Source organism: Sorangium sp. So ce124 (assembly GCF_051525235.1).
Taxonomy (GTDB): Bacteria; Myxococcota_A; Polyangia; order Polyangiales; family Polyangiaceae; genus Sorangium; species Sorangium atrum.
Genome location: NZ_CP150312.1, coordinates 4,586,483 through 4,608,614, shown reverse-complemented (window position 1 = coordinate 4,608,614; position 22,132 = coordinate 4,586,483). Strand labels below are relative to the sequence as shown.

The following is a 22,132-nucleotide window of genomic DNA, read 5'->3' as shown; positions in this document are numbered from 1 at the left end:
GCGATCGCGTCGCTTACTCGTGCACGATGACCGTCGTCCCCTCGCCCAGCTCTTCGCCCGTGTTGATCGCGTGCCATCCGGGCGGCACCGGGGGATCGGTCCACAGGAACAGCCGGTGGGCGTCGATGGGCGACAGGTTGATGCAGCCGTGGCTGCGCGGCGTGCCGAAGACGTCGTGCCAGTACGCGGCGTGGAGCGCGTAGCCGCTCGCGAAGTACTGGATGTACGGCACGTCCTTGAGGGCATAGGTCCCCTCGCCGCGGCGCCGCGTCACGCCGTACTCCCCGTCGCCCTTCCGGGGGACCACCTTCTCGCCCGCCGCGGGCTTCGCCGCAGCGCTCGCGCCGGGCTTCTTCGGGGATCGCTCCTTCGAGGAGCCGCCCTTCTCCGGCTTCGCGCCGCGCGAGGCCGACGGCGCGTCGGCGGTCGTCTCCGCGCGGCCGCCGACGCTCGACGACTCGTTCGAGTCCATCGTCGCCGTGATGTGCTTGTTGCGGATCCGGAAGATGCCGCGCACCGTCGCGGTCGTGGTCTTGGGATCGGCCACCCCGGCCTGGCCGGTCGAGACCAGCGTGGCGTAGACCGGGCGCTTGCCTTCCCAGAGGACCAGCGTCTGGTGCGTGATCGACACCTCGATCCACTTCTCGCCCTTCTCGGCGACCTCCGGCCACGCGGACGGCGCGACCGCGAGCCCGACGTCCAGCTGGCTCACGTACCGCTGATCCCGGGTGCGGTAGTACTTCACGCCCTCGATCCGGCGCATCCTGCCGGTCAGCGGGACGATGTCCCGGAACGGCAGCTCCTTGCCCGGCGTCGCCTTGTCGCCCTGGATCTGGACGTCGCGGGCGCTCCGCGCGCGGACGAAGGCGAGCGGCAGCGTGAGCGCGTCGGTCAGCTCGACGCCGTGCCAGGGAGAGCCGGTGTCGGGCTTGATCTTCGTCGCAGGCGCGAGCCGGAGATCGGTCGTGATCGCGAACCGCCGGCTCAGCGACTCCGGTCCGGTCGTGAACGATCCGATCAGCGAGAGCCCGGTGAAGCGCCGCGCGCGATCGGCGAAGACCGCGTAGTCCGGGACCTTGAAGTCGCTGATGTTGCGGATGAGGCGCTTGCCGCCCTCGAGCCAGAACGGGATCGGGTCGCCGTCCCCTTCCCCGCCGAGCAGCGCGCCCTCGCCGAGCTCGAGCGAGTTCTTCCCAAGGCCGAGCTCGCCGAGCTGCTTGCCAGGAAGCGGCACGCCGCGCGCGTCGATCGCCACGTCGTTCGCGCCGAGGATGACCCGCTGCACGGTCGCCTTGTTCTCCTCGAACCACGACAGGTGCTCGTCGAGCTTGAACTCCGATTTGCGCTGCTCCTCGGCGGTGGGGACGCGCAGGTAGAGCGGCAGCACCGCGCGGACGAAGGCATACCGGTACGGGAGCGCGGTCCTCATGTTCGGCCCAGGGCCGGCCGCCTTGAGGATCGGGTCGTTCAGGTCGAGCGTCGCGTCCTCACCCACGCAGAGGTAGCCGTGGGGCTCGATCGCATACCAGCCGCCCGGACAGCCCGCTGTGCCGGCGGGCTCGGCGGAGCGGGGCACCCTGGAGCCGACGCGCAGGTACCCGAGCTTCTTCGACGTGTCGCGCGGCTCCTTGTAGACGGTCGCCACGAAGGCCGTCACGCCGAGCAGCGGTTTGTCGCTCGGCGGCCACGCGGGCCCCGCGGGCGCCGCGGGCGCGGCCTGCCCCTCGGTCGACGCGAGCGCCGAGGGAGCCGCGTCGGCGCCCGCGTCGCCGGCAGGGGCCGCCGCCCCCGCGTCCGCCGAGGCGTCCGCGGGCTTGCGACAGCCGCACGCCGCGGCCGTGAGCGCCGCGAGGTGAGCGAGACAGAGAGCGAGGCGCGCCGCGCGCCGCGCACCGTGAGGCTTCCCGGAGGACAGCAGGGCGCCCATGCGGGCCTACTTGCCAAAATCGGCGCGCGACGAAAAGCCCAAAACACCCGGCGGACGCGCGCCGGTGGCTGGCTCCTCGGGGCTCCGCCCTGAAGCCCGGCGTCCGCTTCGCGGTCGCCCTGGTTGCGCGCGTCAGCAATCCCCGGCGGGATTTCCGGCGCGCGCAACTAGACCGAGAGGCCCGGCAACGCCCCCGTGCAGTACGCGGGGTTGCCGAACGTCGACACGTCCACGCCCATCGCGTTGCACAGCGCGACGAGCAGGTTGTTGTGGGGATCGCCGGCATAGCGCAAAAATCTTCCAGTCCTGAGCGCCCCGCCGGCGCCCCCCGCGATCACGTACGGCATGTCGCGCCGCGAGTGGCTCTGCCCCTCCGAGATGTCCGTGCACCAGAGGACGAGCGTGTTGTCGAGGAGCGTGCCCGTGCCCTCCTGGACGGCGTCGAGCCGCTCGAGCAGGTACGCGAGCTGCTCCGCCTGCCAGCGCCCGATGTCGACGAGCTGCCGCTGCTTGTCCGCGTCGGCGATGTTCGAGTGCGAGAGCGCGTGGTGCGTCTCCGACTGGCCGAGCCACGTGAACACCTTGCCCGCCTGGGTCGCGCTCCACTGGATCGACGCGACCCGCGTGAGATCGCAGGCGAGCGCCATCGCGAGCAGGTCGGTCTGCAGCCTCCCGATCGCGGGGAAGTTGTCGTTCGCGTAGATGTCGAGCGGCTCGCCCAGCGCCGGCAGGGCGCATGCGCCGCCGAGGAGCGCCGGCACGTCGAGCCGCTGCTCGATGTCGTTCAGCGCGTCGAGGTGCCGCTCCAGCTTCTGCCGGTCCTCGCCCCCCAGCTCGCGCGCGAGGGCGCCGTAGTCCTCCATGACGCTGCCGAGCACCCGGCGGCGCAGGGCGCGCCGCCGCGCGAGCTCCGCGGGGTCGGCGCTGAGGTCCAGGAACAGCCGGTCGAACGCCGCGCGCGGATCGTCCTCGGGCGGGACCGGCTGGCCCGGGCCGAGGTACGAGAGGCGCGACGAGACGTTGGCGTACTGGACCTGGACGCCGAGCTCGAGCGACGAGAGCTTCGTGCGAGCCCCGAGCCTCGCGGCGAGGAGCTGGTCGACCGAGATGCCCCCGCCCCAGCCGACCCGCGCGGCGGGGTTGCAGGCGTACGGGAAGAGGGTCCCCTCCTGGAGCTCCGTGCCCGTGAGCGCCTGGCCGATGCCCTGCTGGTGAGAGTCGCCCGGCCCGTGGTAGGCGGACTCCATGTCGATGCCCTCGACGACGAGCAGCTTGTCCCGGTAGGGCGAGAGCGGCGCGAGGATCTCTCCGAGCTCGAACGACGCCTCGGTCCCGATCGGCTGCCAGGCCTCCTTCACCGTGCCGAGGCCGGTGAAGAAGACGACGAAGCGCTTCGGGAAATCGACGGCGCTCGCCGATCCGGCCATGGCGTCGAGGAAGGGGAGCGCGAGGGCGAGCCCGCCGGCCCCGCGCAGGAAGGCGCGGCGATCGAGGCGCCTCCTCGACGCCCGGCGCTGCACGGCCCCGCTCACGGCGCACCCCCTGCGCCCCGCGCCGCGCGGCGGTAGCGGAACGCGTCCGTCTGGGTCAGCGCCACGAGCAGCGCCTTGATGTTGTACCCGCTCTCGGCGAACGCCGCCTGGATCTGGCGCATGCTGCACTCGTCCTCCGCCTGCTCGGCGCGGCCGTAGCCGAAGCGGAACCACTGCGTCGCGACGCACTGGCGCACCTCGTCGCTCTCCGCGAGGCGGTGCGCGAGCTCCACCGCCCCGTCGAAGGGCCCATCGATGTCCCGGCTCCCCACGATCTCGCCGCTCGCGTCGACCGGGACGCCCTGGTCGACCTCGCGGTAGAGGCCGATCCCGTCGTAGCGCTCGAACCCGAAGCCGATCGGATCCATGAGCCGGTGGCAACCGGCGCAGGCCGGGTCCTCCGCGTGCCGCTCGAACTGCCTGCGGGTCGGGATCCCGTCCCGCACCGGCGGCGGCTGGATGTCCACGTCGGGCGGCGGCGGCGGCAGCGTCCGGCAGAGCAGCCGCTCCCGGACGAACTTGCCGCGATGGACGGGCGACGACTGGTCCGGCTTCGCGAGCACCGCGAGCACGCTGGCCTGGGTGAGGAAGCCGGCGCGCTGCGCGGGATCGAGCGGCACGACCGAGAGCTCGCCGGGCGCCTCCGCGCCGCCCGCCGCTCCCAGCCCGTAGAACGCGCGGAGCTCGGCGTTCATCAGCGAGTAGGGCGCCGTCAGCAGGGTCGCCACGTCACCGGCGTCGTCCTCGAACACGACGTGATCGAGGAACGCCTCGGTCTCGGCCCGGAGGAGCGCCGGGAGCCCGGCGTGGAAGCCGGGGTAGACCGCCGGGTCCTTGGTGAGGGTGTCGATGTTCGACAGCTGCAGCCATTGCGCGTGGAAGTTCGCGACGGCGGCGCGGGCGCGCGGATCCTCGAGCATGCGGCGGGCCTGCGCGGCGATCTGCTCCGCGGTGCTGAGCTCCCCCGCGTCGGCTGCAGCGAACAGCGCGTCGTCGGGCATCGAGCTCCAGAGCAGGTACGAGAGCCGCGAGGCGATCTCGTGGTCCGAGAGCGCCACCACGCCCTCGCCGGCCGGATCCGGCATGCCGTGCTCCACGCGGTAAAGGAAGTGCGGCGACTGGAGCATCGCCTGGATCACGAGCTCGACGCCGGTCGAGAAGCCGTGCTCGTCGTTTCCGGAGGCGAAGAGCCGCGCGAGCCGCTCGCTCTCCGCGGGCGCGAGGGGACGGCGGAACGCGCGCTTGCCGAGGCGCTCGATGAGCTCGGCGGCGCACACGTCGGGCCCCTGCACCACCGGGTCGCACCCCGGAAGGAGCTTCCCGAGATCCTTCGCGGCCCGCGCCGCGATCGCCTCGGAGGCCTTCATGAGCTGCTCGGCGAGGAGCTGGGTGACCCCGAGCGCCGCCGCCTGGTTGTTGAACCCGAGCGCCTCCTCCTCGACCACGAAGGCGTCGGCCGGCGCGCTGTCGTCGCCCAGGAGATCGCGGACCGTGTTGTTGTACTCGAAGCGCGTCATCCGCCGGAGCGGCGACGCGCCCGGCCGGATCTCCGCGCAGCGCGGCGCCTCGCCTTCCGCTCCCCCCGCGGCCCCGCCGCCGCGCCCGCCGGAGCAGGCGGCGGCCGCCGCCACGACGATCGCAAGCCCGAGAGAGCCGCCGGGGCCGCGCGCCGCGCGGCGGTGCCGTCCTCTTGACCGATCCATCTGCCCTCTCCCCGGGGGGACGCGCTGGCCCGCGATGCGCTGCGTTGCGGCGCTGCGCATCGCGACGACATTTCTCCCTGCGCTGGGGCCCGTCAAGGCGCCAGGGAAGACGAGGCCCAGCGCGGCCGGCGAGTCCGATTGCAGCGGAGTCTCGTAGCGACACTGCGCGTCACCAGAAATGTCGCTCAGCCCCCTCGAAAGACGCTGGATCCAGCCGCGACATCGCCTGTAGGCTCGCGCGCGTGCAAGCTTCGTTTGACGCCGCTGCCGGCAAAAGGCCCGCGCGGAAGCCGACCAGGTTCAGAACGCTGTCCCTCTCTTTGAGCCTCTGCGGGAGGATCCTCCTCGGGCTCTCCGCCGCGACGGTCACGACGTTCGCGCTCTCGCCCATCGCGCTCGCCGCCCCCAAGGGGTCGAAGTCGATCGCGATCCACATCGAGGGGCCGAACGCGGACGACATCCGCGAAGACATCGCGTCCCTCGTCCCGGAGACGCTGAAGGTCGTGGACGCTGACGCGTTCTCGAAGTCGCTGCGGGGCGCCGGCCAGACCAAGCCGGTGGGCGACGCGCTGGTGGCGAAGGCCCAGCGGAAGAAGGCCATCGACCGCATCCGCAAGGCGGGCAAGGCCGCGAAGGTGGAGGGGGTGATCTACGGCGTCTCGCGGACGAACAAGAAGAAGAAGAAAGAGGTCCACCTCGTCTACGTCGACGAGAACGCCGGCGACCTCGCGGTGGACGGCGCGGTGCCGCTGGGCGGCTCGCGGGACGACCGCAAGAAGGCGCTCGAAGAGCTGCTCGGCCCGACGCTCTCGCAGATCGCGCCGGCGGCCGCCCCGGCCGACGAGGACAAGCCGAAGGACGGCGGCGACGAGGGCGACGGCGCGAAGGACGGCGACGACGAGAAGGACGGCGACGGCGACAAGAGCGCCGACGACGGCGACAAGGGCGGCGACGACGGCGACAAGGGCGGGAAGCGCAAGCGCCACGATCCCCGCTCGGCGCTCTTCTCGGTCGAGGCCGGCGTCGAGTTCACCGGCCGCTGGTTCGAGTACTCCGATCCGGTCACGCAGAACCTCCGGCCCTACGACGTCTTCGGTCAGCCCGCGCTGTCGATCTCCGGAGAGGTGTACCCGCTCGCGTCGACGGACATCCCGGTGCTCAAGGGCCTCGGCATCACCGCGGGGTACATGCTGGCGCTCGGCCTCAACTCGGCGGTGGGCGAGGGCGACCCGATCAGCACGACCTACCAGCGCGTCAACCTGGGGCTGCGGGAGCGGCTGTCGATCGGCGAGTCGGCCGTGCTCGGCATCTCCGCCGGGCTCCGGCTCCTGACCTTCGAGGTCGACGCGCCGGAGGCCCTGGCCAGGACGGTGCCGAACGTCTCCTACACGCTGGTCCGGGGCGGCCTCGACCTGCGGGTGCCGGCCGGCCCGGTCGCGCTGGCGCTCGGCGCCGACTACCTCTTCCCGCTCTCGTCAGGCCCGGTCTACGATCGGTTCGCCGGGGCGAGCGTGCAGGGCATCGGCGCGATGGCCGGCGTGCTCGTGCCCGTCACGACCGGCGTCGAGGCGCGGCTCCTCGTCGAGTACGCGCGGTTCTTCTCGTCGTTCGAGCCCGCGATCGGCGACCCGTACGTGGCCGGCGGGGCGATCGACCAGTACCTTGGGGTGCGGCTCGCCGGAGCCTACGTTTACTGAGCGAGAGAGAGAGAGGTAGCACGTGACGTACATCGCTTTCCTTGGCGGGCGCACCGCGCTCGCCGCCGCCGTGATGAGCGGCGCTGCGTTCATCATCAGCTGCGCGGGGACCCTCGAGGACAAGGACCAGTACCTCGCCGGCGGCGACGGGCCTGGCGGCGGAAACGGCCAGGGCGCGACGACCGGCAGCGGCGGCGACGCTGCGGCCACCAGCGGCGGCGACGCTGCGGCCACCAGCGGCGGCGACGCCGCGGCCACCAGCGGCGGCGACGCCGCGACCACCAGCGCGAGCAGCGGCGGTGGGACCGGATGCGCGGAAGCGCAGGCGCTGGTGGCGGCGAAGTGCGCCACCGCGGGCTGCCACGATGGGCAAGCGAACCTGGGGGGCCTCAATCTGTCGACGGGCTGGGAGACCAGGGTCGCGGGCCAGGCGTCCGACTGCGGCGGCAACGGCACGGTGATCGTGCCGGGCGATCCGGACGCCAGCTTGCTCTACATGAAGCTCTCGGACCCCCCGCCTTGCGACAGCCGGATGCCGCTCGGCCCGGAGCTCAGCGACGACGAGAAGAAGTGTCTCTACGACTACATCGCGGCGCTCCCGCCCTGAGGTAGCGAAGGAGCATCTGGCCGCGGAAGCGGCGCGGGCGGCGCGGTCGTCACCTCGATGAGACCGCCTCGTTGGCGCCCCCGTGACCAGACGCTACGCTCGCCGCGATGCTGCGCCGGCGCTCGTTCTGGATCGCCGCGGCCGCCGTCGCCTACACCGCCTTCGCCGCGCTCCGGGCGTCCGGCGGCCACGGGCCCGCGTGGCTCGCCCTGCTCGGGCTGCCCGCGTTGCTCGCGCTCGGCCTCCGTTGGGTAGAGCGGCCGCCGCGGGGAGAGGACCGGATCGAGCCGGCGGCCCGCAGCGCGGCCGCCGTGTGTCTCACCGGCGCCGCGATGCTCGCCGCCGCGCGGAGCGGCCCCGCCGGGCTCGCGCTGATCGCGCTCGGCAACCTCGGCGCGGCGGCCGCGGCGATGGCCGCCCTTGTCGGCCTCGCGCGCATCGCGGGCCTCGGCGGCCTGCTCGAGCCTCCGCCCAACACGCGGCGCCTCGACGCGGCGGCGTTCGCCTCGCTCTTCTGGACCGTGGCGGTCGCCCTGCCCGCCGTCTCCGCGGTGGCGCCCGAGCGCACGGCCGATCTCGATCCGCTGCTCGTCCACTACGCCACGTCCGCCGCGTCGCTCGGCTCGCTCACGGTGACGCTCGTGGCGATCGCGCGCGTCCGCATCGCGCGGCGGATCGAGCTCGGCGTGGCCGATCGGGTCGAGGCCGCGCTGCTCCTCACTGCGACCGCGCTGGCGGTCGGCCTCGCGGCGGCCTTCGTCGGCGTCGCGCCCCCCGAGTCGATCCTGCCGGTCACGAGCGCCGTCGCGGCGGTCTGCGTCGCGTTCTGCACCGTGGCCGCGGACGCCGCGCAGGTCTCGCGCGCGCTCCGCGGCACGCTCGCCGTGGCGACGCTCGCGACCCCGCCGGCGCTGCTCGCGGTCTACGCCGTGCACGAGGCGCCTCGCGGCGATCTCGGGCTCCGCGGCGCGCCGCAGTCCTCTGTCGGCGTCGCCGTGTTCGGCGCGTGCGCGCTGTGCGCGCTCGCGGGGCTCGCGGCGCCGGCGCTCGCGCGCCGGTTCGCGCCGGAGGGGGCGCGCTGGCTCGGGGCCTTCGACGCCGCGACGCGCGCGGCGATGAACCCGGAGCCGGAGGCGGCGCTCGAGGCGGCGCTCTCCGCGTTGCGCGAGGCGTCGGACGCCGGCGTCGCCGGGCAGGCCCCGCCGGCGCTCTACCTGCTCTCGCCGCCCGAGCGGGTGACCGTCGATCGCGCCGGCTACGCGCACACCGAGCCGGCAGAGGTGCCGGCGCGCCTCATCGAGCTCGCCCAGATCGAGCCGGAGCGCGTCCTTCGCGTCGAGGCCGCCGAGGCCGTCGAGGTCCGGCGGCCGGAGGTGCGCCCGCTGCTCGCCTGGCTCGCGGAGCGCGACGTCGGCGTCGTGGCCCTGGTAAACGACGCGGAGGGCCCGATCGGGGCCCTGGCCATCCCGCGGGCCCGGCGCGCGTCGCCGATGACGCTGGAGGAGGTGAGCGGCCTGCGCGCGGTCGCCGACCGGCTCGGCGCGGTGATCGCGGTGTCGGCGATGCTGTCGGGGTCGCGCGGCCGCGAGGTCGCCGCCCGCCGCGAGGCCGAGGAGCGCGCGCGCGAGGTGAGCCGGCTCGAGCGCGCCGTGGCGCAGGGAGCGGGGCGCTTCCGCGCGATCGCGGCGCTGCTCGCGAGGCCGGCGCGGGCCGCCGCCTACAGCCCCGCCGCCCGCGCGGCGCTCGAGCAGCTGGAGCGGCTCGGCGTGGCGGGCGGCCCGGTCACGCTGCTGACGGCGCCCGGGATCGACGCCGTGGCGTGGGGCGCGGTCGTCCACCTGACCTCGCCGCGCGCGGGCGGCCCGCTGGCGATCGTCGACGGCGCGGCGCCGCTCCCCGAGGGGTTCGCGCAGGCGTTCGCGCAGGCGCGGGGCGCTGCGGCGCGCGACGAGCGGGGCGCTGCGCCGGCGCGCGACGAGCCGGCTGCGATCGAGGGCTCCTCGGGGACACCGACCGCGCTCGCGCTGTGGCGTGATCCGGACAGCTCGCCCATCGAGGCGGCGCGGGGGGGCACGCTGCTCGTGCTCGACGCCCAGGCCTTGCCGTCGGAGGTGCAGAGCTACCTCGGCGCGGCGCTGCCGGACGACGTGGGGCTCGTCGTGGCGGTGCCCCAGACGGTGGACGCGCTCGCGGCGACCGGCCAGCTGAGCGAGCGGCTCGCGGACCGGCTCGGCGACCGGGCCGTCGCGCTGCCCTCGCTGTCGTCGCGCGCCGAGGATCTCCGCGCGCTCGCGCTGGATCACCTCGCGCGCATCGGCGTCCGCCTGCGGGGCCGTCCGTTCGGCCTCGATCTGCGGGCGCTGCAGGCCGTGCTCGACCACCCGTGGCCCGGCAACGACGCCGAGATGGGCGCGGTCCTGCTCCGCGCGGCGCTCGTGGCCAAGGGCGACGTCGTCGGCGAGAGCGAGCTCGCGGCGATCGGCTTCGCCCCGTCACCCGAGCCCGCCAGCGGAGCGGACAGCGTCCGCGGCGAGCCGCGCCGCGCCCGGAGGCGGCGCGCGGATCCGAGGGGGTAGGCTACGCCTGGGGCGAGGCCCGCCGCGCTGCCCTGGGTGGCACGCCGGGGCGGGTAGGCTACGCCTCGGGCGAGCCCCGCCGCGCTGCCCTGGGTGGCACGCCGGGGCGGATCTGCGCGGGCTGCAGCATGTTCTTCCGGAGGAAGTGATCGAACATGTGCTGGCAGCTGGGACAGGGGTCCACGGGATCGCCGGCGTCGAAGTACCTGGACGCCGCTGCCTGGATCGCGATCCCGGCGTCGGGGATCTCGCGCAGCGCCCGTCGCGTCCCTGCTTCGTCCAGGGTGCCGGGCCGGAGCGCGTGTTGCCGCTCCCATGAAGCAAGGTAGTCGCTGAGCGCCGCGGGCGCCGAGCACCGTCCTGGCTCCACGGGGATCCGCGCCGGCTCTCCCCTGGAGAGCGCCTCGATCCAGCCGCGGTACCACGCGGTGAAGCTGTCGTGGGTCGGGACGACGCCGAGGCCTGCCGCGCGCAGATCCGCCCAGACGCTGCCGGCGCGCGGGCCGCGGATCACGAGCACGGAGAAGTAGCCGCAGCCCATGTGCGCGAGCGCGACCGTCCCGCGGACGACCTCGTCGGTCGGGAGCGCGGCGCGCTGGGGTGCGGTCAGCGTCCGTGGATCGGGCCGGTAGGCCCTCGTGTGGGGGAACTCGCCGGTGAGGCTCTCGATCTGTCCAGGGCCGTCGAGCGGCAGGAGCCCGTGGTACGGGCCGGCCCCAGAGCTCCCGACGCGGGTCAGGAACGCCGCGTAGTCGGCGGGGATGCGGGCGCCGCACGAGGCCTCGATGCGCTCGATGTCTCGCGCGGTGAGCGGCGGGTCGAGCCGGTATCCGTGCGCGCGGGCGCCGAAGCGGTTCAGCCACGGATCGTGATCGCGGTGGAGGTGGTCGAGCGCCTCGGCAGCGCCCGCGACGAAGCCCTCGACGACCGTGGCGGGAGCGGGATGGTGGAGCCCCTCGGCGCGCAGACGCTCGAGCGCCCACGCGGCGGCGGCGCTCTCCGGGTGCGCCCTGGCGTAGGCCGCGAGCTTGTCGTACGCGGAGGCGTCGCCGTCGCGCGCGGCGCGGTGGTAGGCGTGGATCGGGAAGGCGGTTGGGTGCGCCGGCTGCGCCTCGAGGACGGCCTCGAGGTGGCGCAGCCCCTCGTCGGTGCGGCCGGCCTCGCAGAGCATGGCGCCGAGGTCGCAGCGGGCCGAGACGTCCTCGGGATCGAGGCGAGCGGCGGCCTCGAACGCGTCGCGGGCGGCGTCGATCTCGCCGCGCTCGCGGAGGGCGTAGGCCAGGCTCACGGCGGTCGCGAACGTCGGATCGAGCTCGAACGCCCGGCGGGCGAGCTGCACGGCCTCGTCGAGGCGGCCGAGCTTGCGGAGGATCATCCCGGAGACCCAGGCGACCTGCGGGTGGTCCGGGTGGCTCGCGCGGAGCGCGTCGAGGACGGGCAGCGTCTTTTCCAGGGCGCCGCGTGCCTTCGCGTCGGGGTGTGCTTCCGGGTAGCGGCCAAGGAGCTTCACGAGGCGGTAGACCGCGGCGTCGACCTCCATGCGCGCCACGTTCTTCGGCGTGAGCTCCGGGGCGCCCTGTCGCGGCGTGGGTTTCTGCTTGCGCCGCCCGGTCCTGGACATGGCGGGACGGTAGCCTGCCCCCGCGGGGGCACCAAGGAGCGGCAGAGGCCTGCTGGCCATCGCGCGCGCCGGGAGAGGTCGGCCGTCGATGCCTCTGGAAACGCGGTCCGCAAGGGCGAGCTCTCGCGGATGCCGGAGCCGGCCGCCGACGAGGCGGCCTGGCAGATCAGCGCCGCGTGGCGGGACGCCCGCCCGCGTGCACGGCCGCGTGCGGGGACGCCCGCCGCCATGCAGTTCTGCGTGGGGGGACGCCCGTCGGCGTGCACCGCCGCGTGCGGGGACGCCCGCCGGCATGCAGCTCTGCGTGGGGGGACGCCCGTCGGCGTGCACCGCCGCGTGCGGGGACCGCCATGGACGGCGTCGAGGAACCGCCGGCGGGTTGCGGGCGGCACGCTCGTCGCCGAGCATGCTCGCATGGCGCGAACGGCCCCGTTTCCGAATGCGGCGGTGATCCCCGGCATGAACCCCGGCGTCTTCATCCTCGGCGGCGGCGGAAGCGGCGGAGGTGGCAACGGCCACATCGGGAATGGCCGCGGCGGCGGTCAAGGCGGCGATGGGAAGAACGGCGGCAACGGCGCGCGCGGCGGCGGCAAGGACGCGGGGAGCTGCGGGCCCGGCAGCGGCGGCGGCTGTCCCAACCCCGCACACGGCGGCGGAGGCGGCACGCACGCGGGCGATCCGGTCGATCCGATCACAGGGCGCGTCTACACGGTGGCGGTCGTCGACCTCGCGCTGCCCGGCGCGATCCCGCTCGTGGTCAAGCGCAGCTACAGCTCGGCGCTCGTCGAGGAGGATTGCGGCCTCGGCTTTGGCTGGACGCACTCGCTCGCGTGGCAGATCGAGGAGCGGCGTCGCGGCCTGCGGGTGCTGGAGCCGCACGCGGCGGCGACGGAGCTGCCGCAGAAGCTCGATGAGGGCGAATCGGTGCGGCTGCCGTGCGGGGTACTGACCCGGTATCCCTGGGGCTACGCGCTCGCGGCCGATGGGCTGGCGTATCTGTTCGCGGAGCCGCTCGGCAGCCGCTGGCTGCTGAGCCGGATCGCCGACATGCACGACAACGCCATCGCGCTCGCTTACGAGGACGGCCGCCTCGTGCAGGTCATCGACAGCGTAGGCCGTGTCGTGCGCGTACGGCGCCACAGCGACGGCCACATCGCCGCCTTCGAGGTCAAGAACGCCTTCGCGCACGGTCGATGGGAGACACGGCGGCGGTACGCGTTCGACGCGCGCGGCGACCTCATCGCAGCCGAGGACGCCGCGGGGCACGCGCACCGGTTCGCGTACGACGAGGACCATCGCCTGGTGCGGCGGGAAGAGCCCGGCGGGCTCGTGGCGGAGTTTCGCTACAAGGACACGCGCTGCATCGAAGCGTGGTGTCACCGCGAGGGCAACGACGCGCTCGACGACGGCGTGCCGGGGGCCTTGAGTGACGGTTCACCAGCGAAGGGGTTCCTGCACGTCAAGATCGATCACCACGACGGCGTGCTCACGGAGGTGATCACCTCGCGCGCCATCCGGCGGGTCGACGGAAACGCCTTCGGCAAGCTCGACAGGATGGTCTGGGGAGCCGGCGGCGGCGTGCATATGTTCGGCTACGACGATACCGGTGCGCTGTGCGCGTACCAGGACGCGCTGGGGCAGGTCTTCCGCTGGGAGCGCGACACCGAGGGGCGGGTTCTGGCCGAGGTCGATCCGATGGCGAACAGGACCGCCTACGAGCACGACGCGCGCGGGCTCGTTTCGGCCATGACCGACGCGCTCGGCGGCACGGCGCGTTACGAGCGCGACGCGCGCGGCGATGTGGTGGCCGTCTACGACGACATGGGGTTCGTCGTCGGATTCGCCTACGACGCGCGCGGCCTGCTGGTCGGCGCGACCCTGCCGAACGGCGGCGAGACGCGCATGGAGTACGACGCGCTCGCGAACCGCGTCCGCGTCGTCGAGCCCGACGGCGCCGAGCGGCGCATCCGCTACGACTTCCTCGGCCGGGTGATGGGTTTCACCGACGAGCGCGGGCACGAGACGCGGTTCGCTTACGACGCCTGCGGCAGGCTCGCGGCCGTGTTCGGGCCGAGCGGCGCGGTGACGCGCTACGACTTCGACGTCGACGGCAACCTGGCGAGGATCAGCGACGCCGACGGGCGCACGACCACGCTGCGCTGGGGCGGTTTCCACGTCGTCACCGAGCTCGTGCGGCCCGACGGGAGCACGGTGCGGTATCGCTACGACCGCGAGCAGGACCTTGTGCGCATCGTCAACGAGGCCGGTGAGGAGCACCGGATCGAGCGCGACGCCGAGGGGCGCATCACCGGCGAGCGGACCTTCGATGGACGGGCGATCCGGTACAGGCTCGATCTGCTGGGCAGGATCGTCCGGAGAGAGTGTGGCTCCGAGAGCGTCAGTCTCGAGTACGATCCGGTCGGGAGGCTCGCGAGACGGAGCACCTCTGACGGGCGCGCGGACGTGTTCGAGTACGATCCGCTCGGCCGGATCGAGCGCGCGGTCAGCGGCGACATCGAGTGCGAGTACACCTACGACCCGCGGGGGCGGGTGACGGCCGAGGTGACGCGGCGGGGCACCGAGGTGCTCGCGGCGTTCGCGTGGACCTATGATGCCATGGGCAAGGCCACTTCCGTCCGCGGGCCGGGCGGCGAGATGAGCGTGCAGCGCGACGTCAGGGGGCGGCCCGTCACCGTGCAGATCGGCGGGGAGAGCGAGCCGCTACGCCTCGCCTACGATGCGCGCGGCTTCGAGGTCGAGCGGCTCTTGCCAGGCGGCGGCACGATCGCGACCGAGGTCAACCCGGAGGGGCAGATGGAGCGGCAGCGGGTGCTCGGCATGCCTGCGGCGCCGCGCGTCGGTGCGGGAGAGCCCGCCTGGGTCGGCCCGCTGCCGTCGCGCGAGACGTGGCGCAAGACGTACGCTTGGTCGCCCGCGGGGCTGCTCCGCGCCGACGAGGACCTCGGCGGCAAGATAGGAGAACTGCTCCGCGATGCGAACGGCCGCGTCGTCGAGCGGCGCAAGGCGGGCAGAGTCGCCGAGCGGTTCCGCTTCACCGCTGCGGGAGAGATGGAGCGAGCTGGCGAGCGACGTACGTACGCGCCCGGGGGGCGGTTGACGGCACGCACCGCGGGACAAGAGACCGTGCACTACGAGTACAGCGAGCGCGGCGATGTGGTGCGCAAGCGCGTGAGCGAGCTGGACGGCCAGGGCGAGGTGCGGAGCGAGCGCGTGTGGACGTACGACTGGACCGGCGACGGGCGGCTCATGGCAGCGCGGACCCCGGAGGGGAGGACCATCTCGTTCGCTTATGACGCGTTCGACCGCAGGATCGAGAAGCGCGTGGCGCGACTCGGGCAAGTCGAGAGCGTGACCCGGTATGCCTTTCGCGGCGATGTGATCGTGCACGAGCGCACCGAGCGCGCGCTGCACGACGAGGCGCCCGTCACGGAGGAGCGGAGCTACGTCACGCTTCCGGAAAGCCTTTTGCCGCTCGCGCAGAGGGAGGGCGCGGCGGGGGTGCTCAGGTACTTCGTGCATGGAGTGAACGGGTTTCCGGAGGCGCTGTTCGAGGGGGACGGGAGCGCCGCGACGGAGTTCGAGGCAGGCCTGTACGGCGACCTGCCGGCCGAACAGGCCAGGATCACACCGCTCAGGCTTCCGGGGCAGTGCGCCGACGAGGAGACCGGGCTCCACTACAACGGGCACCGGTACTACGACCCGGAGACCGGGGAGTACCTCAGCCCGGAGCCGATCGGGATCGAAGGGAGCCTCAAGCCGTATGCGTACGTCGACAACTACCCGGTGGATTGGGTCGATTTCAACGGCCTTACGCGGATGGAGTGCACCATCACGCGGACGGATGGCTCGACGATCACGGCACTAAGCCGCGGGCGGCGCCGGAGCGATCTCCACGCTGCCGTTCAGGCGGCGCTGCCTCCATCGAACGCTCGCGGCAGCGACGCGAACGTCCTGCCACAGGACTGTGCCGAACCGCAGGCGCTGAGCGCCCATCTGGAGGACTGGGAGAGCAGAACTGGCCTATCGTGCCGGCCAGGTGATCCAAATTGGAGGAAACACCTGGGAAAAGCGATGCGTGAGATCAACGAGAACGACGGCATCGCCTCGTCCATGGCCGGAGTCCCACGCGCGTCGTGCCCCAACTGCTCACAGACGATCCCCCGCCTTTACACGCTCGCCGGGATGAATCCACCGAACGGCGTGATTGCTCCGGGGTACGAGGGTCAGGAACGCAGTGGGACTCAGACAAGGACCACCAGACCCGCAAGCGGCTTCCTTTTCAACAACAGCAACCGCACTGCCTCCAGCTTCAACGATCCACGAAACCGCAGCGGGACTCCAGGACAGACGCCCGGACGCAGCGGGCTCGGCACCTGGACATATGATGAAGAGCGCGGATTCTGGCACCGTCACTGAACCGCTGAGCGCGCACTCGATGCTCATCCACAAAGGCTCTTAGGGACTTACTCCATGGCAGATCGTAGCATGAGAGCGGAGCATCGAGACTCACTCCCCGCCGGAGTATTCGAACTCAACCTTGTCGAACCGAGCACCTCTCAGCTCGCAACACTGCGCATTTTCGGCCACATCTTCGAGCAGAGCCTCGCGGGCGGCGGCATTCACGAAGCCAAGCATCATAGATTCGATAGCCCGATCGCGGCGGTAACAGCGTTCGAGCATCAGTTGATGAAGCTCCTCGCGGCAGGCTTCCGCCATGCCCTGCCACCTCCTTCACTCCATGCTGACGTCGAGTCGCTCATCGACGAGGAGCCTGAAGAGCCCACAGGTTACCTGCTTCTCGCGGAGCTGCTCCGCGCGTCAGCAGACCCACGCGGTGAGCTCATTGAGATTGAAGCTGCACGCCTTCACGCGGACACGCCGGATCTGCGCAGGCGCGAGGAGGATCTGCTCCGGGCGCACGGGGGCCACCTCTTTGGTGCCCTCGATGATGTTCAGCGCGCTCTTCCAGCCACCTTCTCGTACGAGAATTTCCTTGGGTTCGTTCGCGAGGCGTCCGTCGCAGGCGCCGACGCTGTTGCCCTTGCGGACGGATTTGAACCACCGCTGCTGCGTGCCGATCGACGGGAGCTCGGCTTCGATCCCCGCGTCGATCGACCAGCACCCCACACTTACGCCATCCACGCGCTCCGCCGCTTGCTGCATCATCCTGCCGGACGCTTCATCCGCCGTCTGCGCATCGAGGTCCACGCGGAGCTCGAACCGTTCCTTTCTCTCCTCATGGAGCACGGGCGCATCGACCGCGTCTCGCACCTGACCGTTACGTCGCGAGCCGGAGGCGCGCACGGACCGTCGTTGCCTGAATTGCGTGCCCTCGCCTGCTACGCTCGATCGCTCGGCGGCTGGACCGCAGCGCCGCTGCTCCAGCTCGAGCGTGTCACGGTCCGCTGGGAAGCGGCGCAGCTGTCCTCGGTTCTGGCTGCACTCAGCCCTGACCAGCTCCCGGCGCTTCAGCACCTCGCCTTGTGGGACGCTCCGCTCGACGCAAAGTCAACGAGCGCCATGCTTGACGAGCCGATCATGGCACAGCTCGAGAGCCTCGATCTCTGGTCACAAATCACGCCCCAACGCGGCATGTATGAGGCGCTGCTCACGCGGCGGAGGGATCTCGCTCATCTGCAGCGGCTCGTCGTCCCGCGCCACGGCGCCCCCGCCGATCTCGTCGCCCAGCTTGCCGACTGGCCCGCCGTGATCTGGACGGACCGGAGCCGCGCCGGCCTCGAAGAAGTGGATCGAGAGGCAATCGCCGGCTTTCCTCTCGGAGGATTCCTCTTTTAGCTTCGGGAGACTACGACGACCTCGCGAAGCTCGTTCCACCGTCGCCTCGACGCTGTCATGCTGCCGACCAGCCTCGCGCTGCGGATCGACCGCCGCGACGAGCACGTCGAGCTGCGCATCGATGGCAGCCGCGTCATCGAGCGCTCGGTCGGGCGACGGCTCGCGAGGCCGCTCAGTAGAAGCGGTAGCCGAGGCTCGCCGGGGCCGCGAAGACCCAGCCGTCGAGGCCCTTCATGACCGTCGGCGAGACGCTCAGCAGGAGCGCGCCCGACGTCCAGCCCGCGCTCGGAAGGTCCGCGAGCACCAGGGACACGTCGACGCTCCCGCCGAACGCGAGCGTCTCCACGAGCGCGCTCTCGGGGAGGCTGCCCTCGCGCGCGTTCACGGCGACCTCGCTCCGACCGTAGTTGAGGTGGACCACCTCGGAGGGGATCTCCCCCTTGATGCCGGTGACCTTCGCCTCCTGCCCCACCGGGCCCACGAGCCCCGAAAGGCCGAGCCAGACGCGCCCGAGGCGCATCGAGACGGAGGGGCCGCCGACAACGAAATAGCCGCCGCCGAAGCGGTAGCCGCCCAGCACACGCGCGCCAAGGTGCAGATCCTCGGAGATCGCAAACCCGATGAACGCCTCCCCGCCGGCAAACGGCCCGATCGCGGGATCGAAGCTGGCATGACAGACCTCATCGTCGCAGGGCGCGATGAGCTCACCCTCCGGGATGTTGTAGCTGTACGAGTACGCGCTCAGATCGCCGAAGCTGCCGGAGTCCATCAGGCCGATCAACGCGCCGCCGGCCACACCGGCCTCGATCACGAAGCTCCCGGTGTGCCTCGGCGCAGATCCGGAGCTCGGCTTCGGCTCCTCGGATGCAGGAGGTGCCGCAGGCGGCGCATCGGTCTCCGGCCCCGCGGCAGCCTTCCCCGGCCCCGCAGCGCCCTTCCCAGCCTCCGTCGCAGCCGCGCCCTTCCCGGGCCGCGCAGCGCCCTTCTCAGACCCCGCAGCGCCCTTCCCGGGCCGCGCAGCGCCCTTCTCAGACCCCGCAGCGCCCTTCCCCGGCCCCGCGGCGCCCTTCCCGGGCCCCGCGGCGCCCTTCCCCGGCCCCGCAGCGCCGTCCCCGGCCCCCGCGCTCCCCTTCTCCGACGCCGCCGCCACCGGCGCCGCCGCAGCGGGCGCCTCCGCCGCGGGCGCAGGCTGCGCAGCGGCCGAGGCGTCCTTGGCGAGCGCCGGCACCGCCATGGTCTTCCGCTCGCCCCGCTTGATCGACACCGAGTGCTCCCACGGCTTTCGACCAGGGGCGCTCGCGCTCACCTTGTGCTGGCCAGGATCGATCGGCCTCGCCTGACCCCAGAGCGCGCCGTCGACGGGCGCCCCGTCCAGCGTCACCTCGAGCCCCTCGACCGCGGCTGCGCGCGGCACGCTCAGCGTCAGCCGCGGGAGCGACAGCTCCAGCTTCGCTCCCCTCGCCTTCGCGTCGGCCTCCAGGCGCTTGTTGCCCTCCTTGCGGGCCGCTGCGCCGAGATCGATGTACTCGGCCCACGCCGTCGCCACCTTGCCCTGCTTCTCGTGGCACATCGCCAGCGCGAGGAGCGTCGCCGACCTCGGGCTCAGCCTGTAGCTCTCCTCGAGCTTCGCGCAGGCCTCCGCGACCTTGCCCTTCTTCATCAGGCTCTTGCCCTCGTCGAGCAGCGCCTCCGCCTGCGCAAACGCGACGCCCGGGCTCACCGCGAGCGCGAGCGCGAACGCGACGCCGGCGAGGCGCGCGCAGGAGCGCCCGGCGCTCCAGGCGCGCCGCGACGCCTCGAGGCAGGAGCCGCGGCGCCGCGCGCGCCAGGGGGAAGCAAGCAACTTGTCGGAAGTCTCAGCGTCTTGCCGGTTCAAACGGTCCGTCGCTCCCAGGGCGATGCCCGTGAGGTGATGTCGAAGGCGCGAGCGCAAGGACGGCGCGCCTCTGCACTGCAAGGAGGACGGAGCGTATCACGCACCGTTTGAGCCGAGCAAAGCCACGCGCGGTGCGTGGAGATGACAGGACGGGCGCGTGGCAGGTACAGGTCACCCGGCCGCGGAGCGCTCGTCGAGCAGCTTGATGCCGGCGGCGACCTCGCTGGCGAACGACTCGGCGAGCGCCCGCGCCTGGGCGAACCGCGGCGGGACTTCCCGGGCGGCGCGGGCGAGCGCCGCGACGGCGAGGTCGTGGGGCTGGCGCAGGAGGACGCGGTACGCGAGGCTCCGGCCAGGAGGGGTGGCGACCACCGCGAGCGTCGAGGCCGACCACGCGAACGGCGGGTCCTTGCGCGCGGAGGTCGCGAGATCCGTGAGCGGCGTGCGCGTCATCCAGAGGGAGAGCGCCTCGGCGAAGTCCGGCGGGGCGAGCCCCGGGACGTCGTGGCCCATGTCCGCGAGGCCGACGCGCCGGGTGTCGACCTGGACGCCGCGCAGCTGCCGCCACCGGAGCAGCCGCGCGGGCGGGCGCTGGCCGCGAAAGCTCGCGCGGCCCGTCCACCAGGCGACGAGCGCGTCCGTGCGAAAGCAGTCGAGCACCCGCGCGAACGTCGCGTGCCGCGAGAGCGCGGCCCCGACGTCCACCGGCGCGGGCACGAGCTCGCAGAGGTCGCGCACGCTCGCGAGCAGGCGGGGATAGCGGCTGCGCGTCAGGACGCTGGCGAGCTCGTGGTTCGTGAGCTGGAGCAGGTCGTTCAGCGCGGCCAGGAGCGCCCACTCGGCAGCGGTGAGCCCCGGGAGCACGTCGATCGGGGCGATGAGGCGGGCGACACGGACGCGGACCAGATCGATGCGCGAGCCGAGGTCGCGATCGATCGCCGGCGCGCCGTCGCCGAGGAGCAGCGCGAGCCGGACGCCGAAGGGGCGCACCGGGCGCAGAGGACCGCCGAGGACGAGCGGGGCGAGCACGTTCGCCTGGAGCTCGGAGAGCCGCTCGGCGATCGCTTCGGCCTGGGTCATTGGGGCGCCCGGCCAGCGCCCGGCGGCAGCGCCCTCGGCTCGGCCAGCGCCTCGGACGGGGCGAGATCGCGCAGCGGCCGGATGCCGACGCCGCCGAGCACGACCTCGGGCAGCTCGGTGGCCAGCGCCGCGGTGAGGCCCGCGGACGACGCGGCCACCGCTGACCATTGCTGGGCCTCGAGCAGCGCCGTCTCGAGGGCGACGAACGCCTCCTCCGGCACGCCGATCGCCCCCCCGTCGCGCCCGATGAACAGCGCCTGCCCGGCGGGGGCGCCCAGCGCGCGGAACAGCACGCCGGGCGCGACCGCAGGGACCGCGTCGTAGCCGGCAGGAATGTAAAGGCCCGGATGGACCTCCCGGAAGAACTCGCCGACCGGGATCCCCTCGATGCCTGTGGGGTGCCGGAGGAACGCGCCCGCGGCGGTGAAGGCGATGCGGGCTCGGCGCAGGGTCTCGGGGCCGAGCGCGTAGGCGACGTGCCGCAGGAGCGGCATCTCCTGCGGCCGGATCCACGAGGCCGTGACCGACCGCCACGGCTCGGAGCTCGGGACGAGGCGGAGCGACAGCACGACCGACGCGGGGCGCTGCGCGTCGCCCTCCGCCGCCACCTTCGCCGCGACGGGCTCGCGGCCGAGCTCCACCCGGGCGAACGCCGCGACGTCGCCCATCGCCGGCAGCTTCGCGATCTCCAGCGCCTCGCGGCCCCCGCCCCGGAAGAGCACGAGGCCCGCCTCGCCGAACACCGGGCAGGCGCGGAGGTTGACCGGGTGCCGGAACCCCACCTCCACCGCCGCGCCCGGCGCGACCGGCACGAAATACCCGAGCCCCGGCGTGCTCGTGAGCAGCGGGACCATCCGGGCAGGGATGGCCGGCGCGCGGAAGAGGTACCGGAGCACCGGGGCGTCGTCGAAGCTCGACTCCGGCGGCCACTCGCACAGGCCGACCTCGGCCTCGACGCTGCTCCGGGAGAAATAGCGGATCAGCGCCGGGCCGAGCCCCGACTCCGCGAGCAGCCAGCGCGGGCCAGGGTCCCGCCCTGCGGCCGGATCGAGGTGCGGCTCGAGCCGGAGCAGGAGCGTGCGCACGTCGACGCGCCGCTCGACCTCGTACGTCTGCGAGAAGGCGTTGTGATAGAGCGAGAGCGCCGCGTCGCTCGGCAGGATCTGCGGGACGTCGTACCCGAACGGCGCGGCCGCGTCGCGGTACTGGACGAAGTGCCGGCTCGTGCCGGTGAAGCTGTAGCCGCCCGCGAGCCGCGCGATCTCGGCGACACGGTCGAGCCGATCGCTGCTCTCGGCCGCGAACAGGAGGGTGACCTCCCGGGCCCCCAGCTTCGATCGGACGATCTCGACGACGAGCGAGCGGAGGATGTCCGCGAGCGAGCCCTGCCGCGTGTAGAGCGCCAGGAAGGCGACGAGCCGATCGATCGACGGCAGGAGGACGAGCCCCTTGGCGCCGAGCGCGACCCCCTTGGCGTCGAGCCCGAGGCCGGGCGTGCGCAGCCGGGTCTGGTGAACGGCGACGCGATCGAGCATCGAAATGGCTTCCGCCGCTCGAACGTAACGCAACGTAGCGCAACGTTGGAGGAGCAGCGGAGCCGAAGACCGTAGGAGGAGCCGCCGGATCCGTCAAGAGAGGCCCGCCGCGCGCTCTGCGAGCTCCCCGGCCGGATCCGTCAAGAGAGGCGCGCGCGGCT

The 22,132-nt window shown here is 73.0% G+C and carries 14 protein-coding genes; 5 read left to right on the top strand and 9 right to left on the bottom strand.

The window, feature by feature from the left end; genetic code table 11:
* Positions 1–13: 13 nt before the first annotated feature.
* The 3 genes from WMF19_RS17335 to WMF19_RS17325 all read right to left on the bottom strand — a co-directional run bounded on the left by WMF19_RS17335 (position 14) and on the right by WMF19_RS17325 (position 5,162).
* Positions 14–1,927: a L,D-transpeptidase gene (locus WMF19_RS17335; RefSeq protein WP_437900121.1), complete on the bottom strand. Its 1,914-nt coding sequence runs from the start codon at positions 1,925–1,927 to the stop codon at positions 14–16.
* A gap of 167 nt (positions 1,928–2,094) precedes the next feature.
* Entirely contained in the window at positions 2,095–3,459 is a 1,365-nt protein-coding gene (locus WMF19_RS17330) for a DUF1552 domain-containing protein (protein ID WP_437900120.1), read from the bottom strand.
* Complete coding sequence (locus WMF19_RS17325; protein ID WP_437900119.1) at positions 3,456–5,162, bottom strand: DUF1592 domain-containing protein; 1,707 nt, start codon at positions 5,160–5,162, stop codon at positions 3,456–3,458. Before WMF19_RS17325 ends, WMF19_RS17330 begins: the two co-directional genes overlap by 4 nt.
* A gap of 320 nt (positions 5,163–5,482) precedes the next feature.
* Here WMF19_RS17325 and WMF19_RS17320 point away from each other — a divergent pair, with 320 nt between their 5' ends.
* From WMF19_RS17320 to WMF19_RS17310, 3 genes are all read left to right on the top strand, one after another.
* On the top strand, positions 5,483–6,859 hold the full coding sequence (locus WMF19_RS17320) for a hypothetical protein (protein WP_437900118.1): 1,377 nt from the start codon (positions 5,483–5,485) through the stop codon (positions 6,857–6,859).
* A gap of 22 nt (positions 6,860–6,881) precedes the next feature.
* Entirely contained in the window at positions 6,882–7,466 is a 585-nt protein-coding gene (locus WMF19_RS17315; protein WP_437329698.1) for a hypothetical protein, read from the top strand.
* A gap of 107 nt (positions 7,467–7,573) precedes the next feature.
* Positions 7,574–10,042 carry a hypothetical protein gene (locus WMF19_RS17310; RefSeq protein WP_437900117.1) on the top strand — a complete coding sequence of 823 codons (2,469 nt, stop codon included), beginning with the start codon at positions 7,574–7,576 and terminating at the stop codon, positions 10,040–10,042.
* 58 nt (positions 10,043–10,100) lie between these two features.
* Here WMF19_RS17310 and WMF19_RS17305 read toward each other — a convergent pair whose 3' ends face one another.
* Entirely contained in the window at positions 10,101–11,663 is a 1,563-nt protein-coding gene (locus tag WMF19_RS17305) for a tetratricopeptide repeat protein (RefSeq protein ID WP_437900116.1), read from the bottom strand.
* 414 nt (positions 11,664–12,077) lie between these two features.
* Here WMF19_RS17305 and WMF19_RS17300 point away from each other — a divergent pair, with 414 nt between their 5' ends.
* A complete protein-coding gene (locus WMF19_RS17300; RefSeq protein ID WP_437900115.1) occupies positions 12,078–16,100 on the top strand; it encodes an RHS repeat-associated core domain-containing protein in 4,023 nt (1,340 codons plus the stop codon).
* Between the two features lie 90 nt (positions 16,101–16,190).
* On the opposite strand, the gene WMF19_RS17295 is transcribed toward WMF19_RS17300, so the two are convergent.
* Both WMF19_RS17295 and WMF19_RS17290 read right to left on the bottom strand, forming a co-directional pair.
* The gene (locus WMF19_RS17295; RefSeq protein WP_437900114.1) at positions 16,191–16,400 is read right to left on the bottom strand and encodes a hypothetical protein; all 210 of its coding nucleotides are present in this window, start codon (positions 16,398–16,400) and stop codon (positions 16,191–16,193) included.
* 102 nt (positions 16,401–16,502) lie between these two features.
* A complete protein-coding gene (locus WMF19_RS17290; RefSeq protein ID WP_437900113.1) occupies positions 16,503–16,850 on the bottom strand; it encodes a hypothetical protein in 348 nt (115 codons plus the stop codon).
* Here WMF19_RS17290 and WMF19_RS17285 point away from each other — a divergent pair.
* Positions 16,839–17,480 (top strand): hypothetical protein, encoded by a 642-nt coding sequence (locus tag WMF19_RS17285; RefSeq protein ID WP_437900112.1) that lies wholly within the window; start codon positions 16,839–16,841, stop codon positions 17,478–17,480. The genes WMF19_RS17290 and WMF19_RS17285 overlap by 12 nt on opposite strands.
* 172 nt (positions 17,481–17,652) lie before the next feature.
* Here the strand turns inward: WMF19_RS17285 and WMF19_RS17280 are convergent, their stop codons facing one another.
* The 3 genes from WMF19_RS17280 to WMF19_RS17270 all read right to left on the bottom strand — a co-directional run bounded on the left by WMF19_RS17280 (position 17,653) and on the right by WMF19_RS17270 (position 21,971).
* Positions 17,653–19,323: a tetratricopeptide repeat protein gene (locus tag WMF19_RS17280; RefSeq protein ID WP_437900111.1), complete on the bottom strand. Its 1,671-nt coding sequence runs from the start codon at positions 19,321–19,323 to the stop codon at positions 17,653–17,655.
* A 204-nt stretch (positions 19,324–19,527) separates the two neighbouring features.
* On the bottom strand, positions 19,528–20,436 hold the full coding sequence (locus WMF19_RS17275; protein WP_437900110.1) for a hypothetical protein: 909 nt from the start codon (positions 20,434–20,436) through the stop codon (positions 19,528–19,530).
* Complete coding sequence (locus WMF19_RS17270) at positions 20,433–21,971, bottom strand: hypothetical protein (RefSeq protein ID WP_272098142.1); 1,539 nt, start codon at positions 21,969–21,971, stop codon at positions 20,433–20,435. The genes WMF19_RS17275 and WMF19_RS17270 overlap by 4 nt, the downstream gene beginning before the upstream one ends.
* Positions 21,972–22,132 lie beyond the last annotated feature (161 nt).